Origin of the sequence: Streptomyces himalayensis subsp. himalayensis, from assembly GCF_013778455.1 — a bacterium.
Taxonomy (GTDB): Bacteria; Actinomycetota; Actinomycetes; order Streptomycetales; family Streptomycetaceae; genus Streptomyces; species Streptomyces himalayensis.
The window spans coordinates 85,297-111,621 of record NZ_JACEHE010000004.1; the positions used below are offsets into that span (position 1 = coordinate 85,297).

Consider the following 26,325-nt stretch of genomic DNA (forward strand, 5'->3'; position numbering starts at 1 on the left):
GACCGGTCCGCCAGGGCCGTTCGCCGCCGTTCGCCCAGGAACGCGATGTCGCTCCCACGCCGGGAGGTGCCGCCCCGCTCATATGGACGCCGTACGCCCCGGCCTCTCCCAGGAGATACGCCCCATGACCAGCACGGCTCTCGAGAAGACGGTTCCCGGTACGACGGCGGCGCCGACCGCCGAGGTCGAGCTCTCCATCGGCGGCATGACCTGCGCCTCGTGTGCCGCCCGCGTCGAGAAGAAGCTCAATCGCATGGACGGCGTCACGGCGACGGTCAACTTCGCAACGGAGAAGGCCAGGGTCTCTTACGCTGACGGGATTGAGGTCGCCGACCTCATCGCCACCGTCGAGAAGACCGGCTACACAGCTGCGGAGCCGCCCCCTCCCGCGCGCCGGACCGGGGGCGACGAGGCCCAGGCCGCTCCGGTGGGAGCGGACGGCGAGCTTCTCTCGCTCCGGCAGCGCCTGTTCGTATCGCTAGCGCTTTCCGTGCCCGTCGTCCTGATGGCGATGGTCCCGGCACTGCAGTTCGACAACTGGCAGTGGCTGTCGCTGACCCTGGCGGCTCCGGTCGTCATCTGGGGCGCCTTCCCGTTCCACAAGGCGGCCTGGACCAACGCCCGTCATGGCGCCGCGACCATGGACACCCTGGTGTCCATCGGCACACTCGCCGCGCTCGGCTGGTCGGTGTGGGCCCTGTTCTTCGGGCACGCCGGGATGCCCGGGATGCGGCACGCTTTCGAGTTCACCATCTCCCGTACGGACGGCTCGTCCTCCATCTACCTGGAGGCCGCGACCGGCGTGACCACGTTCATCCTCGCCGGCCGGTACCTGGAGGCGAAGTCCAAGCGCAAGGCCGGGGCGGCACTGAGGGCGCTGCTGGAGTTGGGCGCCAAGGATGTCGCGATACTGCGGGGCGGACAGGAAGTGCGTATCCCTGTGGCGCAGTTGGCCGTCGGTGACCGCTTCGTCGTCCGGCCCGGAGAGAAGATCGCGACCGACGGGACCGTCGTCGAGGGCGGCTCCGCGGTCGACGTCTCGATGCTGACCGGCGAGTCCGTGCCGGTGGACGTGACGGCCGGCGATCCCATCACCGGTGCCACGGTGAACGTCGGTGGAAGGCTGGTCGTCGAGGCGACCCGGGTGGGCGCCGACACGCAGCTCGCCCGTATGGCGAAGCTCGTCGAGGACGCCCAGAACGGCAAGGCCGAGGTGCAGCGCCTCGCCGACCGTATCTCCGCGGTCTTCGTCCCCGCGGTCATCCTTATCGCCCTCGGCACTCTTCTGGCCTGGCTGTTCTTCACCAGCGACACCGCTGCCGCCTTCACCGCGGCCGTCGCCGTGCTGATCATCGCCTGCCCCTGCGCCCTGGGGCTCGCCACGCCGACCGCCCTGATGGTCGGCACCGGGCGCGGGGCCCAGCTCGGCATCCTGATCAAGGGCCCCGAGGTGCTGGAATCCACCCGGCGCGTGGACACCGTCGTCCTCGACAAGACCGGGACCGTGACCACGGGCCGTATGCAGCTCCAGGACGTCGTCACCGCACCGGGCGTGGACGAGGACGAACTGCTGCGGCTGGCGGGCGCGCTGGAGCACGCCTCGGAACACCCGATCGCCCAGGCGATCGCCGCGGGCGCCGCCATGGGGGTCCCCCCGCTCGAGCGAAGCCGAGAGTGGGGGAAGGCCGGAAGTCTGCCCGTTCCGGAGAGCTTCGAGAACATCGCCGGTCTCGGCGTCCAGGGGGCGGTCGACGGGCACCAGGTCCTCGTCGGACGCGAGCAGCTCTTGGGTGAACGGGGCATTGAGCTCCCACCGGAACTGGCCGAGGCCAAGGCAGCGGCGGAGGCCGAGGGGCGCACGGCGGTCGTGGTCGCCTGGGACGGCACGGCGCGCGGCGTCCTCACCGTCGCCGACGCCGTCAAGGACACCAGCGCCGAGGCGGTCGCCGAACTGAGGAAGCTGGGCCTGAGGCCCGTCCTGCTGACCGGCGACAACCAGACGGTCGCCGACTCCGTCGCGCGGACCGTCGGCATCGACGAGGTGATCGCGGAAGTGCTGCCTCAGGACAAGGTGGCCGTGATCAAGCGGCTGCAGCGCGAGGGCCGGGCGGTCGCGATGGTCGGCGACGGAGTCAACGACGCTGCCGCCCTGGCCACCGCGGATCTGGGCCTGGCGATGGGAACGGGCACGGACGCGGCGATCGAGGCGGGCGACCTGACGCTCGTACGCGGTGACCTGCGGGTGGCCGCGGACGCCATCCGGCTCTCCCGCAGGACCCTCACCACCATCAAGGGCAACCTGTTCTGGGCCTTCGGCTACAACGTCGCCGCACTGCCCCTGGCGGCCGCCGGCATGCTCAACCCGATGATCGCGGGCGCCGCGATGGCCTTCTCGTCGGTCTTCGTGGTGACCAACAGCCTGCGGCTGCGGTCCTTCGAGTAGGCCCCTGCGCGTAGGCCCTTGCGCGTAGGGGCCTACGAGCGGGAGCTTCAAGCCGGGAAGTTGATCTCGTCCGTCGCCATGGTCCGTTGGCCTCTTGTCGGTGCAACGCGAAGGCCCGAGACAGTGCCAATGGCCCAGTGAATCCGATGAGACTTGAGCCATGAGGCGCAAGGATGCTGTGATGTACCCGTCGATGGCGCTGCGGACCCCGCAGCGCCTTTTTCATGCCGGTACGCAGTGAGGGGCGGGAAGAGTGCTGAAGAGGGTGTTCGTGGCTCCGGACCCGGGGCGGCTGCGGCTGCGCAGCGCCACCCGGGCCGTCGCCGGCATCGGGTTGGCGGTCGCCCTCTGCGGCCTCGCCGGTCACTCCCTTGCCGCGTCCATCACGGGTGGGCTCGCCGCGCTTCTCGCTCTCTTCACGGTGACCGACGCGACGGTGCGCGGCCAGGCGGTCACGACCGCGCTGTTGCCCGTGGTCGGCCTTCCCGTACTCGCCCTGGCGGCGGGGCTGCACGATCATCCGGTGGCGCGAGACCTGGCCTTCCTCACCGTGGTTGGTGTGGGGGTGTACGCGCGGCGCTGGGGGCCGCGGGGTCACAGTCTCGGCGTGTTCGCGTTCATGGCCTTCTTCGTGACCCAATTCCTGCACACGGTGCCGGGCCAGCTGCCGGAGCTGTATGCCGCGGTCACGCTGTCCCTGCTCGCCTCCTCGGCCGTCCGTTTCGGCCTGTGGTGCTACGAGCGGCGGCTGCCCCCGGCCGTTGTTCCGGCTCCGCCGACCGGTACGGGTCTCGCACGGCCGACGACCCGCCAGGCCCTTCAGGCCACCGCCGGCTCCGCCTTCGCCCTCATGATGGGCGAGCTGCTGTCCGATCAGCGCTGGTACTGGGCGGTGGGCGCGACATGGTGGGTCTTCGTCAACACCGCATCCCGTGGCGAGACGCTGGTCCGGGGCTTTCGCCGGGTTCTCGGTACCGTGATCGGTATCGGTCTCGGCCTGCTCGTCGCGGTGCCGTTGCAGGGAGCGGCCGTTCCCACGGCGGTCCTCGCCGCGGTCGCCGTCTTCGGCATCTTCTACACGGCCGCGGTCTCGTACACCTGGATGATGCTCGCGGTGACGGTGCTGGTCGAGCTGCTCTACGGGCTTCTGGGGGTACTGGAGCCGGGCCTGCTCGCACTGCGTCTCGCGGAGACGGGAGTCGGGGCGCTCGGCGCGGCGCTGGCCGTACTCCTCGTACTGCCCGTCACCACCCACGCCACGACCGACGCGTGGATCCAGCGCGCCCTGCGGTCCGTACACGAGTGCACCGCCGAGTCCGCAGCGCGCCTTGCGGGCTCGGACACCGCCGACCCGGCCGGGCGCGTCGCCGAACTGGAGCTGGTGCTCGCCAGGGTGCGCCTCTCGGTCTCGCCGCTGGTGCACCCGCTGAGCCCGATGCCTGCCCGTAAGACCCGGGCCCGGCAGGTGCTGGCGCTGCTCGACGACTGCGCCCGCGAGGTCCGCGGGCTGGCCTCCGTGGCCGCCGACCCGGAGGCTTCGCACGATGCCCGCCTCGCCGCTGCCTGCCTGCGTGTGGAGGCCGCCGTGGAGGCACTCACCACTCCGGGCTCGGCGCTCGACGTCGCGGCTGCCGACGCCTTCGGTGCGCGGCATCCTGCAGGCGAACCCGCGCTCGTCCATCTGCACGGCCTGGAGCGGGCACTGGCCGCGCTGGCCGGACCGCTGCGCAGCTCACCGCGGTCGCCGCTCGTCGGGGCCTGAACCGGCCGCGCGCGAGCTGCTCGTGGGCCGACGGGATGACACCTCGCCGGCGGCTGCGCCATCCGGCGGCGTGCGTGCGTGGGTACCCGTGCGCTTTCGGTGGCGCTTGGTCTAGACCGATGGCTGCCGACTGCTACCGTCGGCGCCAAACGGCACCGGCAGGGGCGCGGTGAGGCCAGCAGCACCGGCAGTGAGAGGGGAACGCAGTGGCAATGGGCGGAAGGCGGGCCCGACGGGCGTACATCGGATCGTTCACCGCAGCAGGGGGCAGGGGAGTCATCGCCGCGGCCGTCGACCACGACACGGGTGCGCTGACGGAGCTGGGCGCCACCGACGAGGTCGCCGATCCCTCGTATCTCGCGCTCTCGCCGGACGGGGCCGTGCTCTACGTGGTCAGCGAGACGGCCGACGGCTCGGTGGCCGCCTGTCAAGTCGCCGGGGACAGGCCCGAGCTGACGGGTTCCCCGGTGCCGGTGAAGGGCGACGGTCCCACACATCTCACCGTGCACGCAGGGCATGTGCTGACCGCCAACTACGGCTCGGGCAGCGTCACCGCCGTGCCCGTGAAGGCTGACGGCACCCTCGCCGCCGCCGCGTCCAGCCTGCTGCGGCACGAGGGCTCGGGCCCGCACCCGCAGCGCCAGCAGGCGCCGCACGCCCACCAGGTGATGCCGGATCCGACCGGCCGATGGGCGGTCAGCGTGGACCTCGGCACCGACTCCGTGCGCATCTGCTCCCTCGATGGCGAAGGGGAACTGAGCCTCTGGCGCGAGGTGGCCCTCAGGCCCGGGTCCGGGCCGCGTCACCTCGCCTTCCACCCGCGCGGCGATCTGCTGTACGTGCTGAACGAGCTGGCGCCGACCGTGACCGCGTGCCGCTGGGACGCAGAGGAAGGCCTGGTGCAACCGCTCGGCGAGACGCATGTGCTGCCCGGTGCACCCGACGGCGACGCCTATCCCTCGGAGATCGTCGTCGCTCCCGACGGCCGGTTCGCCTGGACCGCCACCCGCGGCGAGGACGTCATCTCCGTGCTCGCCCTCGACGGAACGGGCGAACGTCCGAGGCTGCTCACCATCGTGCCGTGCGGCGGACACTGGCCCCGGGACCTGGCCCTCGACCCGTCGGGACGATACCTGTACGCCGCGAACGAGCGCTCCGGTGACGTGACCTGGTTCCGCCTCGACCCCGAGACGGGGCTGCCGCGACGCGCCGGCTCGATCGAAGCGCCTGCGGCTTCGTGCGTGGTGTTCGGCTGAAAGACGCGGCGGGCGGCAGTCGCCGCACGGCGAAGGCCCGCTCCCCAGCACGGCGAAGGCCCGCTCCCCGGCACCGGGAGCGGGCCTTCTGCGCGTACGGTCAGCGCACCGGCGCACCCGTCGGCTGCGGGGCGATGCCCAGCGCCGTCGTGTACTTGGAGAGCGCCAGCTTGCCGATCGCCGGGTACGCACCCAGCGCCTCCGCGGCCGCGCAACCCGCTTCCTTGGCTGCCGCGTCGAGCAGGCCAGGGTCGATCTCCGGGCCGATCAGATACGGCGCGAGCGCCAGTTGGGCCGAGCCCGAGGAGCGCAGCTGCTCTGCGGTAGCCGCGATCGAGCCCTCCTCGTCCAGGGCCGCGGCCATCACCGGCACCGCGAGGCGCGCGGCCAGCAGCATGCCGGTGATCCCGGCCGCCTGCACGGCCTCGGTGCCGCCGACGGAGGCGAGGATGATGCCGTCCGCGGCGGTCGCCACGGTGAACAGGCGGGCACGGTCGGCACGGGCCAGACCGGCCTCGGACAGGCGCACGTGCAGCGCCTCCGCGAGCAGCGGGTGCGGGCCGAGCACATCGGTCAGCTCCGCGGCGGCACGGCTTTCCATCACGGCCTGGCGGATGCTCCGCAGCAGCGCGCTGTCGGGGCCGGCGAGCAGCGGTACGACGACCGCCGCCGGGCCCTCGGGCGCAGCCACGTCGGCACCGGCGGCGACGGCCTGCTCGTAGCGGGCGGTGCGCTCCTGGGCAGCGCGTGCGAGCACCGACTGGAGCGCGGGGTACTCGGCGTCGTCCCCGTCCACGTATCCGATCCGCGCGTCCAGGCCCGGAAGCTCGGAGCGGGCGATGCTCACGACCTCTTCGGCGATGCTGCGCGCGGCTGCGCTGGGCGTGCCGGGCACGGCCAGGACGAGCGCGGGCGCGCCCTCGGGAGCCGCCACGGGCTCAGGGCGGCGGTGCCGCCCGGGCTGGCGGGGACGCGGCATTCGTACAGGCAGGCCGGATGCGGGCCCAGTGGGGGAGCTCATGGCGCCGCATGCTACTGGCTTCTTGGGCTCCCCTGTTCGGGGAGGGTGCAGGTGAGCGGTATCCGTCCTGATTTGTCTTACGGGTCACGTCCGAATCGGTTGCAAGGGCACCGCCGCGCGGAGGGAGCATGTACGGATTCATGTGCGTGTAGTGCTCTATTGGTGCGTATCAAGGCATCAACGGCTCATTTTCGCCTGGCTTTCGCTGGGGCCTCCAGACACGATCGCTCACCGTCGAGCCCCACACTGCTCAGCCATCGAGGCCCACACTGCTCAGCCATCGACTCTCACACCGCTCAGCCATCGAGCCTTACGACGCGCAGCAGGTGCTCGTCGCGGGGCAGGGTCAGCTGGTCCAGGGCGAGGTCGACGGCCACGCGTACGGCGCCGTGCAGCGGGTCGCCCGCGGCAGGCACCTGGCGCGCTTGCGGAACCAACTGAGCGAGTAGTGTGCGCACGGGGGCGAGCAGGGGTTCACCCATCTTGAACAGGCCTCCGGTCAGGGCGACTTCGCTCTCAACGAATTTCGGGCAGACAGCGGCAGCGGCCTCGGCGATATGGCGTGCCGCGTCCCGCAGGATGCCCGCCGCCACCGCGTCGTCGGCCGCACACGCGGCGACTTCCGGAGCGAACGACGCGAGTACCGCGGGCCGGTCGGTGCGCGGATAAAGCTGCCCGGGGAGCTCGGCCGCGGGGCCGAAGAGCTTCTCGGCATGCGCCAGCAGGGCGGGTGAGCCACCGCGTCGCCCGTCGTGGGCGCGCATGGCCGCCTCGAGGCCTGCCCGTCCGATCCACGCTCCGCCGCCGCAGTCGCCGAGCAGATGTCCCCAACCGTCGGCCCGAAGCCAGCTCTTGAGGTCCGTGCCGAGCGCGATCATGCCGGTGCCGGCGGCCACGATCGCGCCGGGCTGCCGGCCCAGGGCCCCGGCGTACGCGGTGACGGCGTCGGCGGCGAGCGCGAGGCGGCGTACCCCGAGTTCGCGGGCCAGCGCTGCGGGCAGCTCGGCGCGCAGCCGGGCACCGAGGGTCGCCATTCCGGCGGCGCCGATGGTCACGGTCCCGATGCCCTCGACACCGGCCTCCCGCATCAGTTTCCTGGCCATGGGGACCAGCTGCTCCAGCAGATGGTCCGGGTCGATGCCACCGGGGCCCGTGCGAACCGGTGCCGCCGACTCGCTGCCCGAAGGGGCGACCGCGCCGGTACCGGTACCTACCGCGAGGGCGGCCCGGAACCCGGAGCCGCCCGAGTCGACGCCCAGCACGGCAGACGGCGGCCGGGCCCTCTTAACCGCCGGCGGCACCCCGGCCTCCGTCACGGCAGCCGCCAGTCCACCGGCTGTGCGCCCTGTCGCGCCAGCAGTTCTTTCGCCCGGCTGAAGGGGCGCGAGCCGAAGAAGCCGCGGCCCGTGGACATGGGGGAGGGGTGCGCGGACTCCACCGACGGCAGATCGCCGAGCAGCCTCTCGTTCGAGGGGCCTGACCTGTATCGATGACGGACGCCGAATGGCTTGATCACTGGAAGCACCGGGCACCACTGCTGTCCGACGAACGCTTACGCGACCTCATGGCCCGGCTCCAGGAAGAAGAGGACTGACGAGCGGAGCCTATCCCCGGGCCGCGTGGGACCGTTGGGCAGGTTGCGTACACGCGTCGCGGACTCCGCGCGCGACGTGACGCGGGTCGGCGTGAGGGCAGCGGACGAGCGCCGTGACGCGTCGGCGGATTCGGGAGCGCACTTCGCGCACCAGTAGAGTGACGCGCTGTGGCAGCACGACCGTTGAATGAACTTGTGGAGCCCGGTTGGGCGGATGCGTTGCGTCCTGTGGCCGAGCGGATCGCCGAGATGGGTGACTTTCTGCGTGCGGAGATCGCAGCCGGCCGCACCTATCTTCCGGCTGGGGCACATGTCCTGCGCGCTTTCCAGCAGCCCTTTGACGAGGTGCGGGTCCTGATAGTGGGTCAGGATCCCTATCCGACTCCAGGCATGGCCATCGGGCACAGCTTCGCGGTCGCACCCGACGTACGCCAGTTGCCGGGCAGTCTGGAGAACATCTACCGGGAGCTGCAGACGGACCTCGGGCTTCCCCGTCCCTCCAACGGTGATCTGACCCCGTGGACCCGACAAGGCGTGCTGTTGCTCAACAGGGCGCTGACCACAGAACCTCGCAAGCCCGGGGCCCATCGCGGCAAGGGTTGGGAGGAGGTGACCGAGCAGGCCATTCGTGCTCTGGTTGCGCGCGGCAAGCCGCTGGTGTCCGTGTTGTGGGGGCGTGACGCCCGTAATCTGCGGCCATTCCTCGACGACTTCCCGGCGATCGAGTCCGCCCATCCTTCACCGATGTCGGCGGACCGCGGTTTCTTCGGTTCACGGCCCTTCAGCCGTGCTAATGACCTTCTGGTGCGCCAGGGTGCCCAACCGGTGGACTGGCGCCTGCCGTAAGCCTCATCCGCCTGACAGTCCGGGACTGGTGCGGCGAAGGCGAAGCACCCGTCTCGGGCTGACCCGCAGGGCTCACACCCGTGAGGTTTCACGGACTACGGAAGCGAACACAGGCCAACGGCATCCCACACAAGTCGTGGAGCCCTTGTACGACCGTCGGAACACGACTCGGAAGAGTGAGTTGATGCGGCTCACGCTTCGCGCGGGTGCCCGTTAGCCGACTGGTGACCGCGTCGGTACGGCCGACGCCGTCCGCCGTGAACCGTGCCGCTTGACCTTGTCGCAGCGACAACCTTTCTACTGATGCCATGCGAATCGGAGAGCTCGCCGGCATCGCCGGCGTCACCACCCGTGCCGTGCGGCACTACCACCGCATCGGGTTGCTGCCCGAGCCGCCGCGCCAGCCCAACGGGTACCGCGAGTACTCGCTGCGCGATGCCGTCGAGCTGGCCCGGATCCGTCGGCTGACCGAGCTCGGCCTGAGCCTGGACGAGGTGAAGGACGTACTGGCGGACGACGCGGGCAAGGATCTCGTCGAGATCCTCGCCGAGTTGGACGCCGACCTGGCCCGCCAGGAGGAGGCCATCCGGCAGCGCCGCGCCCGCCTGGGCCGGCTGCTCGAGCAGGCAGAGCAGACCGGGCGGCTGCCCGCCGAGGCCCCCGTCTCCCCCGAGCTCACAGCCGTCTTCGACCACATGGCTCGCGCCTCGGCGCGGTTGCCCGGGCCGGAGCCGGCGATGGCGGCCAAGGAGCGGGAGCTGCTCGCCCTTCTGGAGACCGGCTCCCCAGGCGGCGACCGCGGCTGGCTCGACGCCATGATGCACAGCCTCAGCGCCGATCCGGAGGCCATGGAGCGCGCCTACGAGGTCTACGCCCAGCTGGACGAGCTGGCCGAGGCCGCCGAGGACGACCCACGGGTGGAGGAGACAGCCCGGGCCATCGTCGACAGCATCCCCGCGGCCCGTCCGCGGGTACGAACCGGACCGGTGACACCCCCGGCTCCGACTCGGTCAGCCGCACTCGCAGCCGGTGACCGACCGAGCGACAGTCCGGGGCCGGCCGGCCGCGGATCGGCGAGCATCGCGCCGATGTGCGCGTCCACGAGCTGCTGGATACGCGGGCGGAGCGCGGCCATCCGTGTCGTCTCCCAGCAGCGGCGGTCCTCGGTCATGGACGCCAGCCGTGGCGATGAGGACGAGTGCGGCCAGCACGTAAACGGTGCGCAGACCTGCTGCCGCACGCTCTGTCTGCCGCTCTTCCCGGCCGTCGGAGCCAGGTTCCGTGGCCGGCTCGGGGCCGGGGCCGGGCAGACAGAATCGCAGGGCGACGCACGCGGCGATCGCGAACACCGCAGCCAAGATCGCCAGATCTGCGGATGCCTCGGCAGGAGGTTGGCGATGCTTCAGGAGGTGGTCCGGCGGGACGGCCAGGGATCAGATGGTCCGGCCGGCGTGCGGGAGCGGTCAAGACCGGAACAGCCGATCGCACACAAACGAACACCCGAACAAACAAGTTGTTCGGTCGCCCTTGCCGAACAGCGGTGACCCATGCCACCGTGCTGGCCCTGGGACGGCTTCAACCTTCGTCAGTTTCACCAACTTTGGAGCCGCAATGTCCCAGATCAGCCGTCGGCGGCTGCTCCGCATCGCCGCGCTCACCGGCGTCGGCCTCGGCGTCACCTCAGTCTCCCGCCCGGCCTACGCCGCCGACGAATACGACGTGCTGCGCGAGCGCTGGGTCAGCAAGACCATCATCGGTTCGGGCTACGACGCCTCGGCCGAGCCGTTCGCCGGGCAGTTCGCCCAGATCGGCGCCACGGCCTCGACTCTGCAGTCGTCCATGGCCCCGGCATCCTCGTCGCTGTGGCCGGAGTTGCCGATCGGCAGCGCGTACGACAGCTCCAACGTGACCTCGTGCTTCACCAGGCTGAGGACGATGGCGCAGGCATGGGCGCTGCCCGGCACCGGCCTGACCGGCGACACCGGCCTGCTCGCCGACATCGTCAGCGGCCTGGACTGGATGAACGCAGGTGCCTACACACCCACGACGACGACGTACGACAACTGGTGGGACTGGCAGATCGGCGCGCCGAAGCCGCTGTTGGACACCATGGCGCTGGTGTACGGGTCGCTGTCGAGCAGTCAGATCAGCGGTTGTCTGTCAGCTGTCGATCACTTCGTTCCCGACTCGGCGGTGGCCTCCTACAGCGGCTCCAGCACCGGCGGCAACCGGGTCGATCTGTGCCAGGTGCTCATACTGCGCGGCATCCTCGGCAAGAGCTCGGCGAAGATCACGACCGGGCGGGGCGCGCTGTCGCCGGTGTTCCCCCTGGTGCGCGACGACGACGGTTTCTACGCCGACGGCTCGTTCCTCCAGCACCACATCGTTCCCTACGTCGGTACCTACGGCCAGATCCTGGTCAACGGGCTGGCCGGGCTGCTGGTGTTGCTCACCGGCTCCACATGGGCGGTCACCGATACGGGTCGGCAGGTCCTCTTCGACGCGGCCATCGCCGCGACCGCGCCCTTCCTGTTCAACGGACTCATGATGGACGGCCAGTCCGGCCGTGCCATCAGCCGCGGGATCAAGAGCGCCGGCAACCCGCTCGGCATCCAGCAGGACGACCACACCCGCGGACACGCCATGATCAGCGGCCTGCTGTTGCTGGCCGAGGCAGCGTCGGCCGAGGAGGCAGCCAAGTGGAAGGCGATGGCCAAGGGCTGGCTGCAGCGCGACTACTGGAGCCCCTACCTCTCCGACAGGTCGTTGCAGGTCCCGGCGCTGGCCCGGGGGCAGGCGGTGCTCGACGACACCTCGATCACTCCCGCGGCCGAGCCGGTGGTCAGCCAGGTCTTCGGCGCCATGGACCGGGCCACCCACCGCAGGGCGGGATGGGCGCTGGCCGTGGCGATGTGCTCGGCCAGGACCACGTTCTACGAGACGGGTAACGGCGAGAACCTGCGCGGCTGGCACACCAACTCCGGGATGACGTACTGGTGGGGAGACTCCTTCGGCAACGGGCAGTACTCCGACGCCTTCTGGCCGACGGTCGACCCGTACCGGCTTCCGGGGACGACCGTGTCGCGCAAGCCGCTGGCCGACGCTGAGGGCGGTTCCTTCGGCAGACCGGTGCCCACCGGCGCCGTGTGGGTGGGCGGCGCCACCGACGGCACGTACTCCGCCGTCGGCCAGGACACCAGGGGACTCACCTCGACGCTGGCGGCCAAGAAGTCCTGGTTCTGCCTGGACGACCAGGTCGTCTGCCTGGGCGCCGGGATCACCTCCAGCGACGGGTACGCGGTGGAGACCACGATCGACAACCGCAACCTCGGCAGCACCAGTTCGGCCGCCTTCACCGTCGACGGGACCGCCCAGCCGACCACGCTGGGCTGGGCGGCCACGTTCACCGGCGCCTCATGGGCGGCGCTCAAGGGCTTCGGCGGCTACGTGTTCCCCGGCGGCGCCACGTTCAAGGCACTCCGGGAATCCCGCACCGGGTCGTGGCACGACATCAACACCGACGCCTCCACCACCTCGCTGACCCGTCCCTACGTCACTCTCTGGTTCGACCACGGGACCGACCCGGGCAGCGGCTCGTACGCCTACATCCTCCTGCCCGGTGCCACCTCCACGACGACCGCCACGCGCGCCGCGAGCCCGACGGTGAGGGTCCTGGCCAACACCGCGAACGTGCAGGCCATCACCGACAGCGCCACCGCGGTGACCGCCGCCAACTTCTTCACCGCGGGCACGGCAGGTCCGATCACGGTCTCCAAGCCCTGCTCGGTGCTGATGCGCGAGAGCGGCGGCACGCTCGGCGTCACCGTCGCCGACCCCACCCGCGCCGCCACCACGGTCACCGTGACGATCGACCGCTCCGGTTACGTCACGGCGAGCGGCGACGCCGAGGTCCAGGTGACGGGGCTTGACCCCATCACCCTGGTGGTCGAGGTGGGCGGCAGCCAGGGCGCGTCCCGGACCATCACCTTCGGCACGGGTTCGGCGGTCACGGCCGGGCGCTCGCGGTCTCTCGCACCGACAGCCGACGCGTACGTCCGCGACGGCTCCTACGCGGCGACCAACTACGGGACGGACACCACGCTGGTCGTCAAGAACACCACGGCCGGATACGCCCGGCGCTCGTTCCTGAAGTTCGACGTGTCCGGCCTGCCCGCCGCGCCGCGCCGCGCCGTGCTCTGGGTGTACGGCAGGACCGCCGACAACGGCGGCACCCAGTCGACGGTCAGCGCGTACTCCGCCAGTAACGACAGCTGGACCGAGACCGGCCTGACCTGGAACAGCCAGCCGGCCCTCGGCACAGTCCTGTCCTCCCGCCCGATCGGCTCCGTCAACGACTGGGTGCCTCTCGACGTCACCGCGCATGTGCGGAGCCAGTACTCCGGCGACGGCACCGCCACCATTGCCCTCGCGCAGCAGGCCGCCGGGCTCGTGGTCCTGCTCAACAGCCGGGAGAACGCCGCCAACCAGCCGTTCCTCCACCTCATCGCCGACTGAATCGCGCGTTCCTCCACCTCATCACCGACCGAATCACCGACTGACAAGCCAAGGAATCATGCCGACTCTGCTCCAACTGCACGGTCCCGCTCCGACCAGCCGGGTCGCCTGGGCCGACGCCCTGGTCGCGATCGCCGCCCCGGCCACCCGGCTGGCAGCGCTCGGCCCCGGACGCCAGCCGGTGCACGGCAGCACCAACGACCCGGGCGCCACCTGGTTCGAGCTGGTCGCCCGCCCGCTGTGGGGCCTGGCCGCCCACGCCGCCGGCGGGCTGACCGGCGCGGAAACCCAGTGGGACCAGGCGCGTACAGCTCTGGCCGCCGCGGTCGATCCGGACCATGCCTGGTACATCGGCCCACCGATGGACCTGGAGCAGCGCCTGGTCGAATCCGCCGCGGTCGGCTACGCCCTGGCGGAGGCCCCGCAGCACTTGTGGGATCCGCTGAGCGCCGGGCAGCAAGAGCGCCTGGCCGACTGGCTGTCGGCGGCCGCGCTGACCCGCCCGCACGAGAACAACTGGCGCTTCTTCCCCGTGCTGGCCGCGGCCGGGCTGCGGGCCGTGGGCGTTCCCGTCGACGAGGCGGTCGCGGACGCGCACCTGGACAGGATCGAGGACTTCGCCCTCGCCGACGGCTGGTACGCCGACGGCGACCACGGTGCACGCGACTACTACGTACCGTTCGGCTTCCACTTCTACAGCCTGCTGCTCGCCTCGCTGAAGGCCATGGACGACGACAGGGCCGCGCTGTACCGCAGCCGCGCCTCCGAGTTCGCGGCGCAGTTCCAGCACTGGTTCGCCGCGGACGGCGCTGCGGTGCCCTTCGGCCGCAGCCTCGCCTACCGCTTCGCCCAGGGCTCGTTCTGGTCCGCGCTCGCCGCGGCCGATCTGCCTGCTGTGGACTGGCCGGTGGCGCGGGGACTGGCGGAACGCAACCTGGCCTGGTGGTGGCGGCAGCCGCTCGCCGCCGAGGACGGCTCGCTGACCCCGGGTTACGGCTATCCGAACGCGGCAGTCGTCGAGGAATACATCGGCGCCGGCTCGCCGTACTGGGGCACCAAGGTTTTCGCCGCGCTCGCCGCGCCCGCCGGCCATTCCTTCTGGACCTGCGAGCCCTCCGGCCCGGCGCCGACAGAGACCATCAGTGCCCAGCCGGCCGCGGCGATGGTCCTCACCCGGGACGCGCACGGCGATGTCGTCGCGCTGGCCGGGCAGCGTCCGCCCGCCTTCAACCCACGTGGCGCGGCGGCCAAGTACGCCAAGTTCGCCTATTCCTCCCTGGCCGGTTTCAGCGTCCCCCTCGACACGGCGAGCCTGCACCAGGGGGCCTTCGACAGCACCCTGGCGCTGTCCGACGACGGCACGCGATGGCGGACCCGGACCGACGGGGAGGCCGTCCTCGAGGGCGAGATGCTGATCGTGCGCTGGAGCCCCTGGCCGGACGTGGCCGTGGAGACCCGCCTGACCCCGGACGTCGGCGGGCACCTGCGCGAGCACCGCATCACCACCGCCCGCCCGCTGCACACGGTCGAGGGCGGTTTCTGCGTCCCGCTGCGCGCGTGTGGCCGCACACCTTCCGGAACCGTCGAGGAAAAGGGGTTCGCGAGTGCCGCGGCCGACGGGATCTCCAGCGACATCGTCTGCCACTCACCGGGCGGCCGCAGGCGCGCCGGCGAGGCCATGACGCCGATGGCGGGCTCTCACCTGGTGCATCCACGCACCGTCCTGCCCACGCTCCGCGGGACGCTGGAGCCGGGCGAGCACATCCTGCGCTGCCGGGTCTCGGTCACCCGCGGCTGACGGGCGACGTCTCACGCCCCTTTCCGCTCGGCCTCGCCCTTTCGCTCGGCCTCACGCCTCTTCCCGCTCAGGAGCGGGAAGAGGCGCCCGCTCGCCCATGGTGGAGGTCCTGACGCGCAGGGTGGGCATGAGGTGGACATGGCGCTTGATCGGGCCGTCCCCCGCGCGCATGCGCCGGAGCAGCATCTCCACCCCGGTGCGCGCGATGGCCCGTCGCGGCGGGGACACGGCGGTGATGGGGATGTCGGCGAGCGCGGCGAACACGTCGTCGTAGGCGACAAGGGCGACGTCGTCGGGTACTGCCAGGCCGCGGCTGAGCAGCCGCTGCTGCACGGCGATCGCGACGTCGTCCGAATGGGCGAGGACCGCGGTCACCCCGGCTGACAGCGCCTCCTCCAGCACGTCGTCGAGCCCGTCCATGCTGAACATGTCGACCCGCGGGACGTCCTTGTCGAGCCCGATGGCGTCCGCGACCATCTGATATCCGCGATGGATCAGGGCCGAGGTCGGCGTGGTCTGCGTGATGACCGCGATCTTGCGGTGGCCCAGCTCCGCCAGGTGCCGGAGGGCCTGGACCGCACCCAACTCGTGATCGGATGCCACGTACTCGATTAAATCGACGTCCACCGGCTGGCGGCGTTCCACGAACACCACCGGCACGGGCAGCGTCGGCGCCCACGCCGGTACGGGCGCGGCGGCGCTGGGCGTCAGCAGCAGCCCTTCGGCCCCGGCGTCCAGCAGCCTCTCGGCCTGGATCAGATCCTCCTGCTGATCGTGGCGGGAGACCCCCACGACGAGCCTGACATGGTGGGCAGCGGCGGCCGCCTGGGCGCCCCGGATCAGCTCGTGGAAGTAGAGGGTCGCCGCCGGGACCAGCATCCCGATGGCTCGCTGCTTGCCGGGCCTGGGCGCGGCGGGCTCGGCGGCCCCGGCGGGCGCGTCGTCGCCGGGCCGGGGCAGGACCGCGCCCCCGTGCACGCGCACGAGATCGCCGCGTTCGTGCAGCAGGGCGATGTCCCGGCGGATGGTGAGCTGAGCGACTTTGAACCGCTCGGCCAGCGCGGTCACCCGGACAGAGCCGTACCTGCGCAGGAGCTGAAGGATGGCGTCCTGCCTCTGGGCAGCGTGCATGTTCGACCCCCCGTCGGATGTTCATTCGTACGCACCTTACCGACCAGATCGCACACATGACAGCCCGTCTAGCTGCCGCATCAAACAAATAACGCCTGGTCAGAATGGGCCATGAACACTTGATGTTCGTTCATGTTCGATGTTCGGATTGGCCCTTGCCGGTGCTCTGGACCGGCCCCCACAATCCACGGAAGCCGTGACCTGCCTCCCAGATGCTCGCGGATCACTCGTTCCCCACGTCTCTGATCAAGGAGAACCATGTCTCGCTCCCAGATTTCCCGGCGCCAACTGCTCCGCTGGGCGGGGACCTCCACCCTTGCCGTCTCCTCCGCCGGCGTCCTGGGCGCCTGCGCCAGCCCTGGCGACTCCTCCACCGGAACCGCCGCGCCGAAGGGAGCGACCAGCAAGGCCAACCCGTTCGGTGTCGCCAACAGCGGCAACCTCGAGGCCGTGATCTTCAAGGGCGGGTACGGCGACGCCTACGCCACCAAGGTGCACCAGCCCCTGCTGCAGAAGGCCTTCCCCAAGCTCTCGATCAAGCACTCCAGCACCCCGAACATCGTCGAGACGCTCCAACCGCGCTTCGTCGGCGGCGACGTGCCCGATGTCAGCACCCTCCAGAAGCTCGACCTCGGCGCGCTGATCCAGTCCGAAGCGCTGACCGACCTGACCCCGCTGCTGGACGCCCCCACGGTGGACGACCCGGACACGAAGGTCCGCGACGTCCTGGCCCCCGGCGCGATCGAGGCAGGCACCGTCGACGGCAAGTTCTACCGGCTGATGTATGTGCAGACCGTCTACGGCCTCTGGTACGACGCCCAGCTGTTCCAGAAGAACGGCTGGCAGGTCCCCGCCACCTGGGAGGCCTTCACCGAGCTGGCCGGCGAGATCAAGAAGGCCGGCATGGACCCCTTCGGCCTCGGCGGCAAGAACGCTGCGGACTACGCCTCGTTCGCCATCCTCACCCAGGCCGGGAAGGCCGGCGGGCTGGACGTCCTCGAGAACATCGACAACCTGGAGGACGGCGCCTGGAAGGAGGACGCCGTCATAGAGACGCTCACCGCATGGAAGGAGTTCGCCCAGAAGTACGTCGATGCCCGGTACGCCGGGCTCATGCACACCGAGGCCCAGCTGCGCCAGGTCCAGGGCAAGCTCGCCTTCTATCCCTCCGGCAGCTGGCTGGAGAGCGAGATGAAGAAGGACACCCCGTCCGGCTTCACCTTCGCCATGATGCCGGTGCCGAGCCTGACCTCCTCCGACGCCCTGCCGGGGGCGGCCGTCCGCGCCACCGCGGGAGAGCCGTTCGGCGTCCCGGCCAAGGCGAAGAACCCCGGCGCGGGCATGGAGTACCTGCGCCAGATGGTCTCCAAGGCGGGTGCGTCCGGCTTCACCAAGCAGACGGGCGCGCTCACCGTCGTCAAGGACAGCTACGAGGGCCTCACGCTGACGCCGGGCACCAAGAGCGCCGCCGACGCGCTGGCGGCCGCCGGGAAGGACGTCTTCAACGTCCGGCTCACCGAGTGGTACGCGCCGATGAAGGAGGAGCTCATCTCCGCAACCCTCGCGCTGCTTTTCGAGGACACCACCGCGGCCGAGTTCGCCGACCGGATGGAGAAGAAGGCCGCGGCGGTCAAGGCCGACTCGTCCATCAAGAAGTTCTCTCGCTGAACCTGAACGGAGCGCGTTGATCATGCGGCACGGTAAGTATCCGTTCGTCATCGGGTTCTTGATCCCACCGGTGGTGCTCTACCTGGTCTTCGTGATCGGGCCGTACCTGCAGGCCTTCTACATATCCATGACCGACTGGCGGGGCTTGTCACCCGAGGTCCGACTCGTCGGGCTGGACAACTTCGCCCGGGTGTTCCAGGACGAGATGTTCTGGAAGGCGCTCAGGAACCACGGGCAGCTGCTGCTCACCGTGCCCCTGCTCACCATCGCGATCGCGCTGCTGTTCGCCTTCCTCCTCAACGTCGCGGGCGGCAGCACGGGCAACGCGACACGCGGGCTGCGCGGCTCGACCATCTACAAGATCGTCTTCTTCTTCCCCCAGGTCCTGTCCATCGCCGTCCTCGGCGTGCTGTTCCAGCTGGTCTACCGGCCCGACGAGGGCGGCCTGCTCAACGGCCTCCTCGGCAAGGCCGGGATCGCCCCGGTCGGCTTCCTCACCGACCCCGACCTGGCGCTGTGGTCGATCATCGCGGTCATGGTCTGGTCCCACGTCGGCTTCTACCTGGTGCTCTTCTCGGCCGGCATGGCCGCCATCCCCAAGGAGCTGTACGAGGCCGCCGCGATCGACGGCGCCGGCCGGGCCAGGACGTTCTTCAGCGTCACACTCCCGCTGCTGCGCAACCATGTGCAGACCGGCTGGATCTACCTGGGCATCGGCGTCCTGGACTACTTCGTGCTGATCAAGGTGCTCTCGGTCGACGAGGGCGGCCCCGACGGAGCCACCACCGTGCTCGGCATGCAGGTCTGGAAGAGCGCCTTCACCAACTACAACTTCGGCTACGCCTCCGCTCTCGGGGTGGTGCTGTTCTTCATCGTGATGACCTTCGCCATGGTGACCATGCGTTTCACCAGCAACCGTGAAGAGACGGAGTTCTGACGTGGTATCGATGAGCGAAGTCCGGCCCCGCGCCGCGCTCCCCGAGCGGGCCGCGCGCAAGCAGGTCTCGGTCTACATGCGGCTCGCCCACGTGGGCCTCGCCTTCTGGGCACTGATCGTCATCGTGCCGCTGGTGTTCGTCTTCCTGGGGTCCTTTAAGAACAACACCGAGATCTTCGGTTCACCGCTGTCACTCCCGGGCGAGCTCCGCCTCGACAACTGGGTCCGCGCATGGCAGACCGCGCACGTGGGCCGCTACCTGCTCAACACGGTGATCGTGGTCACCGGCGGGGTCACGCTGACCATGCTGCTCGGCTCCATGGCCGCCTACGTGCTGGCGCGCTACACCTTCCCCGGCAACCGCGCGGTGTACTACCTGTTCGTCGCCGGCATGACCTTCCCCATGTTCCTCGCCCTGGTGCCGCTCTTCTTCGTGGTGCGCAACCTCGGGCTGCTCGGCACGCACACCGGGCTGGTCCTGGCCTACGCGGCCTACTCGCTGCCGTTCACCGTCTTCTTCCTGACCGCGTTCTTCAAGACGCTGCCCACCGGAGTGGCCGAGGCCGCGCTCATCGACGGCTGCTCGCATGTCCGGATCTTCTTCCAGATCATGCTGCCGATGGCCAAGCCCGGCCTGGTCAGCCTGACCATCTTCAACGTCATCGGCCAGGCCAACCAGTACCTCCTGCCGCTGGCGCTGCTGCCAGGCGACGCCGAGGACAAGTTCGTCCTGACCCAGGGCATCAGCAACATCTCCGTCGAGGCCGGCTACCAGGCCGACTGGGGCGGGCTGTTCGCGGCCCTGAGCATCTCGATCATCCCGTTGCTCATCGTCTACGTCCTGTTCCACCGCCAGATCCAGTCCGGCCTCACCGCGGGGGCACTCAAGTGACGACCGCCGCCATCGCGTTGGCCCCCATGTTCCTGCCCGGCATCTTCCCGCCCGACCTGGTGGACCGTCTCGGCCGCCGGGTCCGGCTGGACTCTGCCGAACCGCTGACCCGGTTCGACACCGATGAGTCGCTCGCGCGGCTCGCCAAGGTGGAGATCCTCATCACCGGCTGGCGGTGCCCGCTCATCGACGCCGAGGTCCTGGACCGCGCGCCGAGGCTGCGCGCCGTCATCCACGCCGCGGGCACCGTCAAACACCACCTCGCCCCGGCGGTGTTCGAGCGCGGGATCGCCGTCTCCTCCGCCGTCGCCGCCAACGCCGGCCCGGTGGCCGACTACACCATCGCCGCCATGATCCTGGCCGCCAAGCGCGTGTTCGCCCTCGCCCGCGACCCGCACACCGAACTCGACGAGCACAGCCCCGACGGGATCGGCCTCCACGGCGCCACCGTGGGCATTGTGGGCGCCTCCCGCATCGGCCGCCTGGTCATCGAGAGGCTGCTGCCGCTGGGCGTGAACGTCCTGCTCACCGACCCTTACGTGACGCAGGAGGAGGCCCGGTCCCTGGGAGCGCGACTCGTCGATCTCGACACCCTGGTGTCGGCCGGCGACATCGTCTCGATGCACGCGCCCGAACTGCCCGAGACACGTCACATGTTCGACGGCCGCAGGCTCGCCCTGCTCCGCGACGGCGCAGTCCTCATCAACACCTCGCGCGGCAGCCTCGTCGACACCGACGCCCTGACCAAGGAATGCGTCGCCGGGAGGATCGATGCCGTCCTCGACGTCACCGACCCCGAGCCGCTGCCCACCGCCCACCCGCTGCGCTCGCTGCCCAACGTCCTGCTCACCCCTCACGTGGCAGGGGCTCATGGCCGCGAGCTGCGCCGACTGGGCGAGTTCGCCGTCTCCGAGGTCGAACGGTTCCTCGCCGGGCAGCCACTCGCAGGTGCCGTCCACGCCGACGACCTCGCCCGGATCGCCTGACCCTGCTCCATGACTCCAGGAGGCCCTTCTTGCCCGACACAGCCACCCTCGGCTTCAGCACACTGGGCTGCCCCGGGGCGAGCGCGCAGGACATCATCCGCATCGCGGACCAGAGCGGCTGCCGGGCCGTCGAACTGCGGGCAGCCGACGAGGAGCCCTTCTCCGTCGCGCTCGGCCCGGCCGAACGCCGCAGGATCGCCAACGAGTTCCACGACGCCGACATACAGCTGATCAGCATCGCCTCCTACGTCCGGGTGGCCGACGGCACGATCTCCGACGAGGCATGCCTCGCCGATCTGCGCGAGCACTGCGCCCTGGCCCAGGACCTGGGCGCCGCCGCCGTACGCGTCTTCCCCGGGGCGGCCGAGCCGGGGCCCGCGGCCGACGACCGCGCGATACGGCGGCTCCGCGCGGCTGCCCAGACCAGCCCGGTCCTCCTCCTGCTGGAAACACACGACTCCCACCGGGGCGCCCGTGACGTCGCCCGTGTGCTGAAGCAGGTGGACCATCCCTCGGTCGGCGCGATCTGGGACGTACTGCACACCTGGCTCGCCGGAGAGAACCCCGACGAGTCGGCCGCGCTCCTTCGTCCCTGGCTCCGGCTCGTCCAGCTCAAGGACGTTCCGGGACGGCACGACCGGACCCCGGTCCTGCCAGGCGAGGGCGCGGTGCCGCTGGCAGAAATCCTCACCGCCCTCCACACCATCGGCTACCACGGACAACTCTCCCTGGAACTGGAGACCCGCTGGCACCGCGGCGGCCCACCACTCCTTGACGCACTCCGTCACCTACGGAAGCTGATGACGGTCCTGCCCGCCGATCCAGGTTCTTGATTTCTTCCGCTACCGCGGCCGCGGCTCGTGGTAGGTCAGGTGTGTCGAAGGGTTGCTGGAAGGCGCAGCACATTCGCTCCGGCCGGCAGACGGGTGCGCCCGCGACGATTTCCGCGGGCAGAAAGTCGCCGCTCGCGGCGATCCGTTCGGCTACGGGTTCCAGAGTTCCAGAGCCATCGCCAGCACGCAGGGCCCTGGGCCACAGGCACGTTCTTCGAGCCCCCGCGACCGATCGTCCGCCCAATCCCCGTCAGCCTCACCCCTCCCCGGCCCCATTCCCTGCCCACGAGTGCGACCCCGTCATACCCGCACGAGCGATCACCCGATGACCGCTGCCCGTACGCACAGCACATCCGGCAGATGTGAGGCCAACTGCCGCCAGCTGTCGCCGTCGTCGGCGGATGCGTACACCTCCCCGTTGCGATTGCCGAAGTAGATGCCCCCCGGTTTCGCGCCGTCCGTGCACATGGCGTCCCGGAGCACCGTGCCGTAGTGGTCGCCCTCGGGGAGGCCGGCGGACAACGGCTCCCAGGTCTTGCCGGCGTCGGCTGTGCGGTAGACACGACAGCGGCGGCCGGCGGGCACACGGTCTGAGTCGGCGTTGATCGGGAAGACATACGCCGTGTCCGCGCGGTGCGGATGGGCCACTGCGGCGAAGCCGAAGGTGGACGGGAGGCCCTCGCCGATGTCCGACCAGTGCGCGCCCGCGTCGTCGCTGCGGTACACCCCCCAGTGGTTCTGCAAATACAGACGGTCGGGGTCGGCCGAGTCCTGCGCGATCTTGTGCACGCACTGGCCGAACTCGGGGTTCGGGTCCGGCATGAACACTGCGGAGACACCCGAGTTGGACGGCGCCCAGCTCTCGCCGCCGTCCTGGGTGCGGAAGACGCCGGCCGCGGAGACCGCGACGGTCACGTCACGCGCGTCACGTGGATCGGTGACCACGGTGTGCAGCCCCTCGCCACCACCGCCCGGCGCCCACTTCGACCGCGTGGGGTGCTCCCACAGCGGCCTGATCAGTTCGAACGTCTCGCCCCGGTCCTCAGACCGGTACAGCGCCGCCGGTTCCGTGCCCGCGTACACCACGTCCGGCTCGGCGGCCGCCGGATGGAGCTGCCACACCCGCTCCAGCGAAGCGTCCGTGTCCGGCGGGAACTTGATGGCGGGCCGGGTCGGCTCCGTCCAGGTCGCGCCCAGGTCGTCGGAGTGGAAGACGGACGGGCCCCAGTGCGCACTGTCCCCGCCGACCAGCAGCCGCGGCACCCGCCCGCGCGTATCGATCGCGACCGAGTAGACGGCCTGCGCGTTGAAGTACGGACTGTCGTCGAACTGCCAGGCGCCACCGCGCCGCCGCCCGATGAAGAGACCCTTGCGTGTGCCTACGGTGAGAAGTACGTCGGTCATGGCAGACCACCTCCGGGACGTCGTTGTCTCAGCTACGGGTCAGTCTGCACCCCACCACTGACAGTCACCCCCACATGCGCTGTTTCCGCAGGTCAGAACGGCACGCTGGGTGCGCCGCGCCGGACCACGTCATGCCGGTCAGACCGTCATGCTGGGTGCGCCGCGCCGGACCAGGTCATGCCGGTCAGACCGTCATGCTGGGTGCGCCCCGCCGGACCACGTCATGCCGGTCCGACCGGCCCGGTGGCAGCGGCTGCTTCCACCGGCTCGCTCCCGGCGGCCTTCGGCGCCTGCCCCGGGACGCTCCCGCCGACGTGGTTGAACAGCAGGTTCAGCACGATCGCCGTGATGCACCCGGCGCTGATGCCGCTGTCCATCACCGTCTGGAACCAGTCGGGGAACTGGTGGTAGATGTCCGGGACGCCGACCGGCAGCATGCCCACCGCGACCGACACCGCCACGACGGTCAGATTGTGGTTGCCCTTGAAGTCCACCTGGGCGAGCGTGCGCAGACCGCTCGCCGCGACCGTCCCGAACATCACCAGACCCGCGCCGCCCAGCACCGGCGCCGGAATCGCCGCGACGACCGCGCCCAGCTTGGGGAGCAGCCCCAGCAGGACCAGGATGCCGCCCGCGGTGGCGACCACCCAGCGGCTGCGGACCCGGGTCATGCCGACGAGGCCCACGTTCTGTGCGAACGCCGTGTACGGGAAGGTGTTGAAGACACCGCCGAGGACCGTCGACAGTCCGTCGGCGCGGAGTCCGTCGGCGAGCGTGCGCGGCTGGATCTTCCGGTCGGTCATTTCGCCGACCGCGATGAAGTCACCGGTGGTCTCGGTCATCGTCACAAGGCCCACGACCAGCATCGACACGATCGCCGATGCGTGGAAGGTGGGCGCGCCGAAGTGGAACGGCGTGCTGATCCCGAACCAGTCGGCCTCGCCGACCCCGCCGAAATCCGTGAAGCCGAACGGCACCGCGACCGCCATGCCGACGGCGATGCCGACCAGGACCGCGATCCGGCTCAGGAAGGCGGGCGCGAACCGCTGCACACCGAGGACGACGGCCAGTACGAAGGCCGCGAGCGCGAGGTTCTTCGGCTCGCCGAAGTCCTTCGCGCCGACGCCGCCGGCGGCCCAGTTCCCCGCCACGGGCAGCAGCGAGACGCCGATGATCAAGATCACCGTGCCGGTCACCAGGGGCGGGAAGAAGCGCAGGAGCTTTCCGAAGACGGGCGCGAGCAGGATGATCGCGAGCCCGCAGACGATCACGGAGCCGTAGATCGCCGGCAGCCCGCCGCCTGTCGTACCGATGAGCACCATCGGTGACACCGCCGCGAACGTGCATCCCTGCATGATCGGCAGACGCACACCGAAGCGCCAGAAACCCACGCACTGGATGAGCGTGGCTATGCCGCACAGCAGCAGATCCGCAGTGATCAGATACGCCAGATCCGCCGGTGGCAGCTGCATCGCACCGCCCACGATCAGCGGCACGGCGACAGCGCCCGCATACATCGCGAGGACGTGCTGCAGCCCGAAGGCGGCGAGTTGGCGGACGGGCGGGACCTCGTCGACGGGATGGACGGGTGGGGCTGTGGACGCCATGGGCACTCCAAGGGCCGGGGGATGCGGGTGACTTGAACTGCGCGAGACCGTAATCGCCTTAAACAATTTGTTGATTACATGCGCGTTGCCGGGATGTGTCAAGGCTGCTGGACCCCGTCCAGCCTGCTCAGGCCCGCGGGCACGCAGGCGGCAGACGCCGGCGGCGTCCGCGCCGCACGTCAGGTTCGACCGTTTTGTCGCCGAGGCACTGTTCCCCGGGCTCCCGCTGCCGCCTAGCGGGCAGCCGTAGCCCCCCGCGCCGCCTTCAGAAGTGACTCCCAGTCAGCGATCTTCACCGGCCCGCGCCCGAGAGAGGCGCCGAGTTCGGCCTCCGCCTGTTCGATCGCCCGCCATCCGGACCACTCGACCGGCTGCAGACCGTCGGCGCGCAGGACGTCGAGCGGATCGGGCAGGGCGCCTCGTCCGGCCAGGGCCGGTGCATCCTCGAGCAAAGAGGTCACCGTCTCCTTGGCGCAGGGGCGGTTGGTGCCGATGACGCCGGTCGGTCCGCGCTTGATCCACCCGGCGACGTACTCACCGGGCGACACCTGGCCGTCGCGCAGGACACGCCCGCCCGCGTGCGGCACGGTGCCCCGCTGGGAGTCGAACGGCAGTCCGTCCAACGGCACTCCGCGGTAGCCGACGGAGCGCAGGACCAGCTGCGCCTCGATGTCCTCGTACCGGCCCGTGCCCCTCACCCCGCCAAGCCCGTCCGGCAGCGTGCGCTCGAAGCGCACCGCACCGACACGGCCCGCCGACTCCAGGAGCTCCACGGGGCGGAGGAAGAACCGCAGACGGATGCGCCGGGCACGCCCCTGCGGAGGCCGCTCGGCCCAGCCACGCAGCACCTCGATGTTGCGCCGGTTCGCGGCGGGCAGCCCGGAGGGATCGGCGTACGCCGGGTCGAGCGCCAGTTCTTCGGGGTCCACGACGACATCGGCGTCCGGCAGCGACCCGAGCTCGCGCAGCTCCTTGGTCGTGAACTTCGCCTGGGACGGCCCGCGCCGCCCCACCATGCTGATCTCCTGCACGCGGCTGGCGCCCAGTGCCCGCAGTGCGGCCTCGGGCATGTCGGTGGGCCGCAGCTCGTCGGCGCCGCGGGCCAGCATGCGCGTCACGTCCACGGCCACGTTCCCGACACCGATCACGACGGCCGACTGCGCCCCCGCGACGAAACCGTCGGTCGTGGTGTCCGGGTGCGCGCTGTACCAGGACACGAACTCCGTCGCCGACCAGCTCCCGGGCAGCTCCTCGCCCGGCACGCCCAGCCTGCGGTCCGTCGAGGCGCCCACGCAGTAGACCACCGCGTCATAGAGCTCCCGCAGCCGCGCGGGAGTCACCCCGCCCGGACCCACCTCGACCCCGCCGAGGAACCGCACGCGGTCGTCCTCCAGAACGGTCCGCAGGTTGTTCTGCAGGGACTTGATCTTCTCGTGGTCGGGGGCGACGCCATAACGCACGAGGCCGTACGGGCACGGCAGGCGGTCCAGCACGTCCACGCGGACGTCGGGGACCTGGTTCTGCTGGACGAGGCTCTGCGCGGTGTAGACCCCGCTCGGACCCGAGCCGACCACGGCGACCTGGAGCACGGCGGAGCTCCTTCCACGAGGGACGGCGGCACCTCATCGGCGA

General features: G+C 70.6%; 17 protein-coding genes and 2 pseudogenes. 12 read left to right on the forward strand and 7 right to left on the reverse strand.

What is annotated here, in order from left to right; genetic code table 11:
- Window positions 1-124 precede the first annotated feature (124 nt).
- The 3 genes from H1D24_RS08690 (at window position 125) to H1D24_RS08700 (ending at window position 5,461) form a co-directional block, all read left to right on the forward strand.
- Window positions 125-2,443 (forward strand): heavy metal translocating P-type ATPase, encoded by a 2,319-nt coding sequence (locus H1D24_RS08690; RefSeq protein ID WP_181656833.1) that lies wholly within the window; start codon window positions 125-127, stop codon window positions 2,441-2,443.
- A gap of 253 nt (window positions 2,444-2,696) precedes the next feature.
- Window positions 2,697-4,205 carry an FUSC family protein gene (locus tag H1D24_RS08695; protein WP_181656834.1) on the forward strand — a complete coding sequence of 503 codons (1,509 nt, stop codon included), beginning with the start codon at window positions 2,697-2,699 and terminating at the stop codon, window positions 4,203-4,205.
- A gap of 212 nt (window positions 4,206-4,417) precedes the next feature.
- Complete coding sequence (locus H1D24_RS08700) at window positions 4,418-5,461, forward strand: lactonase family protein (RefSeq protein WP_181656835.1); 1,044 nt, start codon at window positions 4,418-4,420, stop codon at window positions 5,459-5,461.
- A 100-nt stretch (window positions 5,462-5,561) separates the two neighbouring features.
- Here H1D24_RS08700 and H1D24_RS08705 read toward each other — a convergent pair whose 3' ends face one another.
- From H1D24_RS08705 to H1D24_RS08715, 3 genes and pseudogenes are all read right to left on the reverse strand, one after another.
- Window positions 5,562-6,482, reverse strand: a complete 921-nt coding sequence (locus tag H1D24_RS08705) for a sirohydrochlorin chelatase (protein ID WP_181656836.1) — start codon at window positions 6,480-6,482, stop codon at window positions 5,562-5,564.
- A gap of 296 nt (window positions 6,483-6,778) precedes the next feature.
- Window positions 6,779-7,783 (reverse strand): N-acetylglucosamine kinase, encoded by a 1,005-nt coding sequence (locus H1D24_RS08710; protein WP_181656837.1) that lies wholly within the window; start codon window positions 7,781-7,783, stop codon window positions 6,779-6,781.
- A gap of 11 nt (window positions 7,784-7,794) precedes the next feature.
- Window positions 7,795-7,941, reverse strand: a pseudogene (locus H1D24_RS08715) (uracil-DNA glycosylase); the annotation flags it as partial.
- Window positions 7,942-8,244: 303 nt separating this feature from the next.
- Here H1D24_RS08715 and H1D24_RS08720 point away from each other — a divergent pair.
- The 4 genes and pseudogenes from H1D24_RS08720 (at window position 8,245) to H1D24_RS08735 (ending at window position 15,235) form a co-directional block, all read left to right on the forward strand.
- Complete coding sequence (locus H1D24_RS08720) at window positions 8,245-8,922, forward strand: uracil-DNA glycosylase (RefSeq protein ID WP_181656838.1); 678 nt, start codon at window positions 8,245-8,247, stop codon at window positions 8,920-8,922.
- 308 nt (window positions 8,923-9,230) lie between these two features.
- A pseudogene (locus tag H1D24_RS08725) lies at window positions 9,231-9,878 on the forward strand (MerR family transcriptional regulator); the annotation flags it as partial.
- A gap of 655 nt (window positions 9,879-10,533) precedes the next feature.
- Window positions 10,534-13,437, forward strand: a complete 2,904-nt coding sequence (locus H1D24_RS08730; RefSeq protein ID WP_181656839.1) for a polysaccharide lyase family 8 super-sandwich domain-containing protein — start codon at window positions 10,534-10,536, stop codon at window positions 13,435-13,437.
- A 58-nt stretch (window positions 13,438-13,495) separates the two neighbouring features.
- Entirely contained in the window at window positions 13,496-15,235 is a 1,740-nt protein-coding gene (locus H1D24_RS08735) for a DUF2264 domain-containing protein (protein WP_181656840.1), read from the forward strand.
- Window positions 15,236-15,286: 51 nt separating this feature from the next.
- Here H1D24_RS08735 and H1D24_RS08740 read toward each other — a convergent pair whose 3' ends face one another.
- Complete coding sequence (locus tag H1D24_RS08740; protein ID WP_181656841.1) at window positions 15,287-16,366, reverse strand: substrate-binding domain-containing protein; 1,080 nt, start codon at window positions 16,364-16,366, stop codon at window positions 15,287-15,289.
- A gap of 258 nt (window positions 16,367-16,624) precedes the next feature.
- On the opposite strand from H1D24_RS08740, the gene ngcE reads away from it, so the two are divergent.
- The 5 genes from ngcE to H1D24_RS08765 are packed head-to-tail and all read left to right on the forward strand — an operon-like array spanning window position 16,625 to window position 21,682.
- Window positions 16,625-18,034, forward strand: coding sequence for an N-acetylglucosamine/diacetylchitobiose ABC transporter substrate-binding protein (gene ngcE / locus H1D24_RS08745; RefSeq protein WP_181656842.1), 1,410 nt, complete (start codon window positions 16,625-16,627; stop codon window positions 18,032-18,034).
- A gap of 22 nt (window positions 18,035-18,056) precedes the next feature.
- Window positions 18,057-18,971, forward strand: coding sequence for a carbohydrate ABC transporter permease (locus tag H1D24_RS08750; RefSeq protein ID WP_181656843.1), 915 nt, complete (start codon window positions 18,057-18,059; stop codon window positions 18,969-18,971).
- 10 nt (window positions 18,972-18,981) lie between these two features.
- A complete protein-coding gene (locus tag H1D24_RS08755) occupies window positions 18,982-19,863 on the forward strand; it encodes a carbohydrate ABC transporter permease (protein WP_181656844.1) in 882 nt (293 codons plus the stop codon).
- 26 nt (window positions 19,864-19,889) lie between these two features.
- Window positions 19,890-20,849: a hydroxyacid dehydrogenase gene (locus H1D24_RS08760; RefSeq protein ID WP_181657082.1), complete on the forward strand. Its 960-nt coding sequence runs from the start codon at window positions 19,890-19,892 to the stop codon at window positions 20,847-20,849.
- Between the two features lie 29 nt (window positions 20,850-20,878).
- Window positions 20,879-21,682: a sugar phosphate isomerase/epimerase family protein gene (locus H1D24_RS08765; RefSeq protein ID WP_181656845.1), complete on the forward strand. Its 804-nt coding sequence runs from the start codon at window positions 20,879-20,881 to the stop codon at window positions 21,680-21,682.
- 318 nt (window positions 21,683-22,000) lie between these two features.
- Here H1D24_RS08765 and H1D24_RS08770 read toward each other — a convergent pair whose 3' ends face one another.
- The 3 genes from H1D24_RS08770 to H1D24_RS08780 form a co-directional block, all read right to left on the reverse strand.
- Window positions 22,001-23,086, reverse strand: coding sequence for a WD40/YVTN/BNR-like repeat-containing protein (locus tag H1D24_RS08770; protein ID WP_181656846.1), 1,086 nt, complete (start codon window positions 23,084-23,086; stop codon window positions 22,001-22,003).
- A 221-nt stretch (window positions 23,087-23,307) separates the two neighbouring features.
- Window positions 23,308-24,693 carry a nucleobase:cation symporter-2 family protein gene (locus H1D24_RS08775; RefSeq protein ID WP_181656847.1) on the reverse strand — a complete coding sequence of 462 codons (1,386 nt, stop codon included), beginning with the start codon at window positions 24,691-24,693 and terminating at the stop codon, window positions 23,308-23,310.
- Window positions 24,694-24,926: 233 nt separating this feature from the next.
- Complete coding sequence (locus H1D24_RS08780; protein WP_181656848.1) at window positions 24,927-26,282, reverse strand: FAD-dependent oxidoreductase; 1,356 nt, start codon at window positions 26,280-26,282, stop codon at window positions 24,927-24,929.
- Window positions 26,283-26,325: the final 43 nt, after the last annotated feature.

Bases quoted from the DNA above. Each gene is read 5' to 3' on its own strand.
- H1D24_RS08690 (WP_181656833.1), top strand. From the start codon at position 125: ATGACCAGCACGGCTCTCGAGAAGACGGTTCCCGGTACGACGGCGGCG.
- H1D24_RS08700 (WP_181656835.1), top strand. From the start codon at position 4,418: ATGGGCGGAAGGCGGGCCCGACGGGCGTACATCGGATCGTTCACCGCA.
- H1D24_RS08705 (WP_181656836.1), bottom strand. From the start codon at position 6,482: ATGAGCTCCCCCACTGGGCCCGCATCCGGCCTGCCTGTACGAATGCCG.
- H1D24_RS08730 (WP_181656839.1), top strand. From the start codon at position 10,534: ATGTCCCAGATCAGCCGTCGGCGGCTGCTCCGCATCGCCGCGCTCACC.
- H1D24_RS08735 (WP_181656840.1), top strand. From the start codon at position 13,496: ATGCCGACTCTGCTCCAACTGCACGGTCCCGCTCCGACCAGCCGGGTC.
- H1D24_RS08740 (WP_181656841.1), bottom strand. From the start codon at position 16,366: ATGCACGCTGCCCAGAGGCAGGACGCCATCCTTCAGCTCCTGCGCAGG.
- ngcE (WP_181656842.1), top strand. From the start codon at position 16,625: ATGTCTCGCTCCCAGATTTCCCGGCGCCAACTGCTCCGCTGGGCGGGG.
- H1D24_RS08750 (WP_181656843.1), top strand. From the start codon at position 18,057: ATGCGGCACGGTAAGTATCCGTTCGTCATCGGGTTCTTGATCCCACCG.
- H1D24_RS08755 (WP_181656844.1), top strand. From the start codon at position 18,982: ATGAGCGAAGTCCGGCCCCGCGCCGCGCTCCCCGAGCGGGCCGCGCGC.
- H1D24_RS08760 (WP_181657082.1), top strand. From the start codon at position 19,890: ATGTTCCTGCCCGGCATCTTCCCGCCCGACCTGGTGGACCGTCTCGGC.
- H1D24_RS08770 (WP_181656846.1), bottom strand. From the start codon at position 23,086: ATGACCGACGTACTTCTCACCGTAGGCACACGCAAGGGTCTCTTCATC.
- H1D24_RS08775 (WP_181656847.1), bottom strand. From the start codon at position 24,693: ATGGCGTCCACAGCCCCACCCGTCCATCCCGTCGACGAGGTCCCGCCC.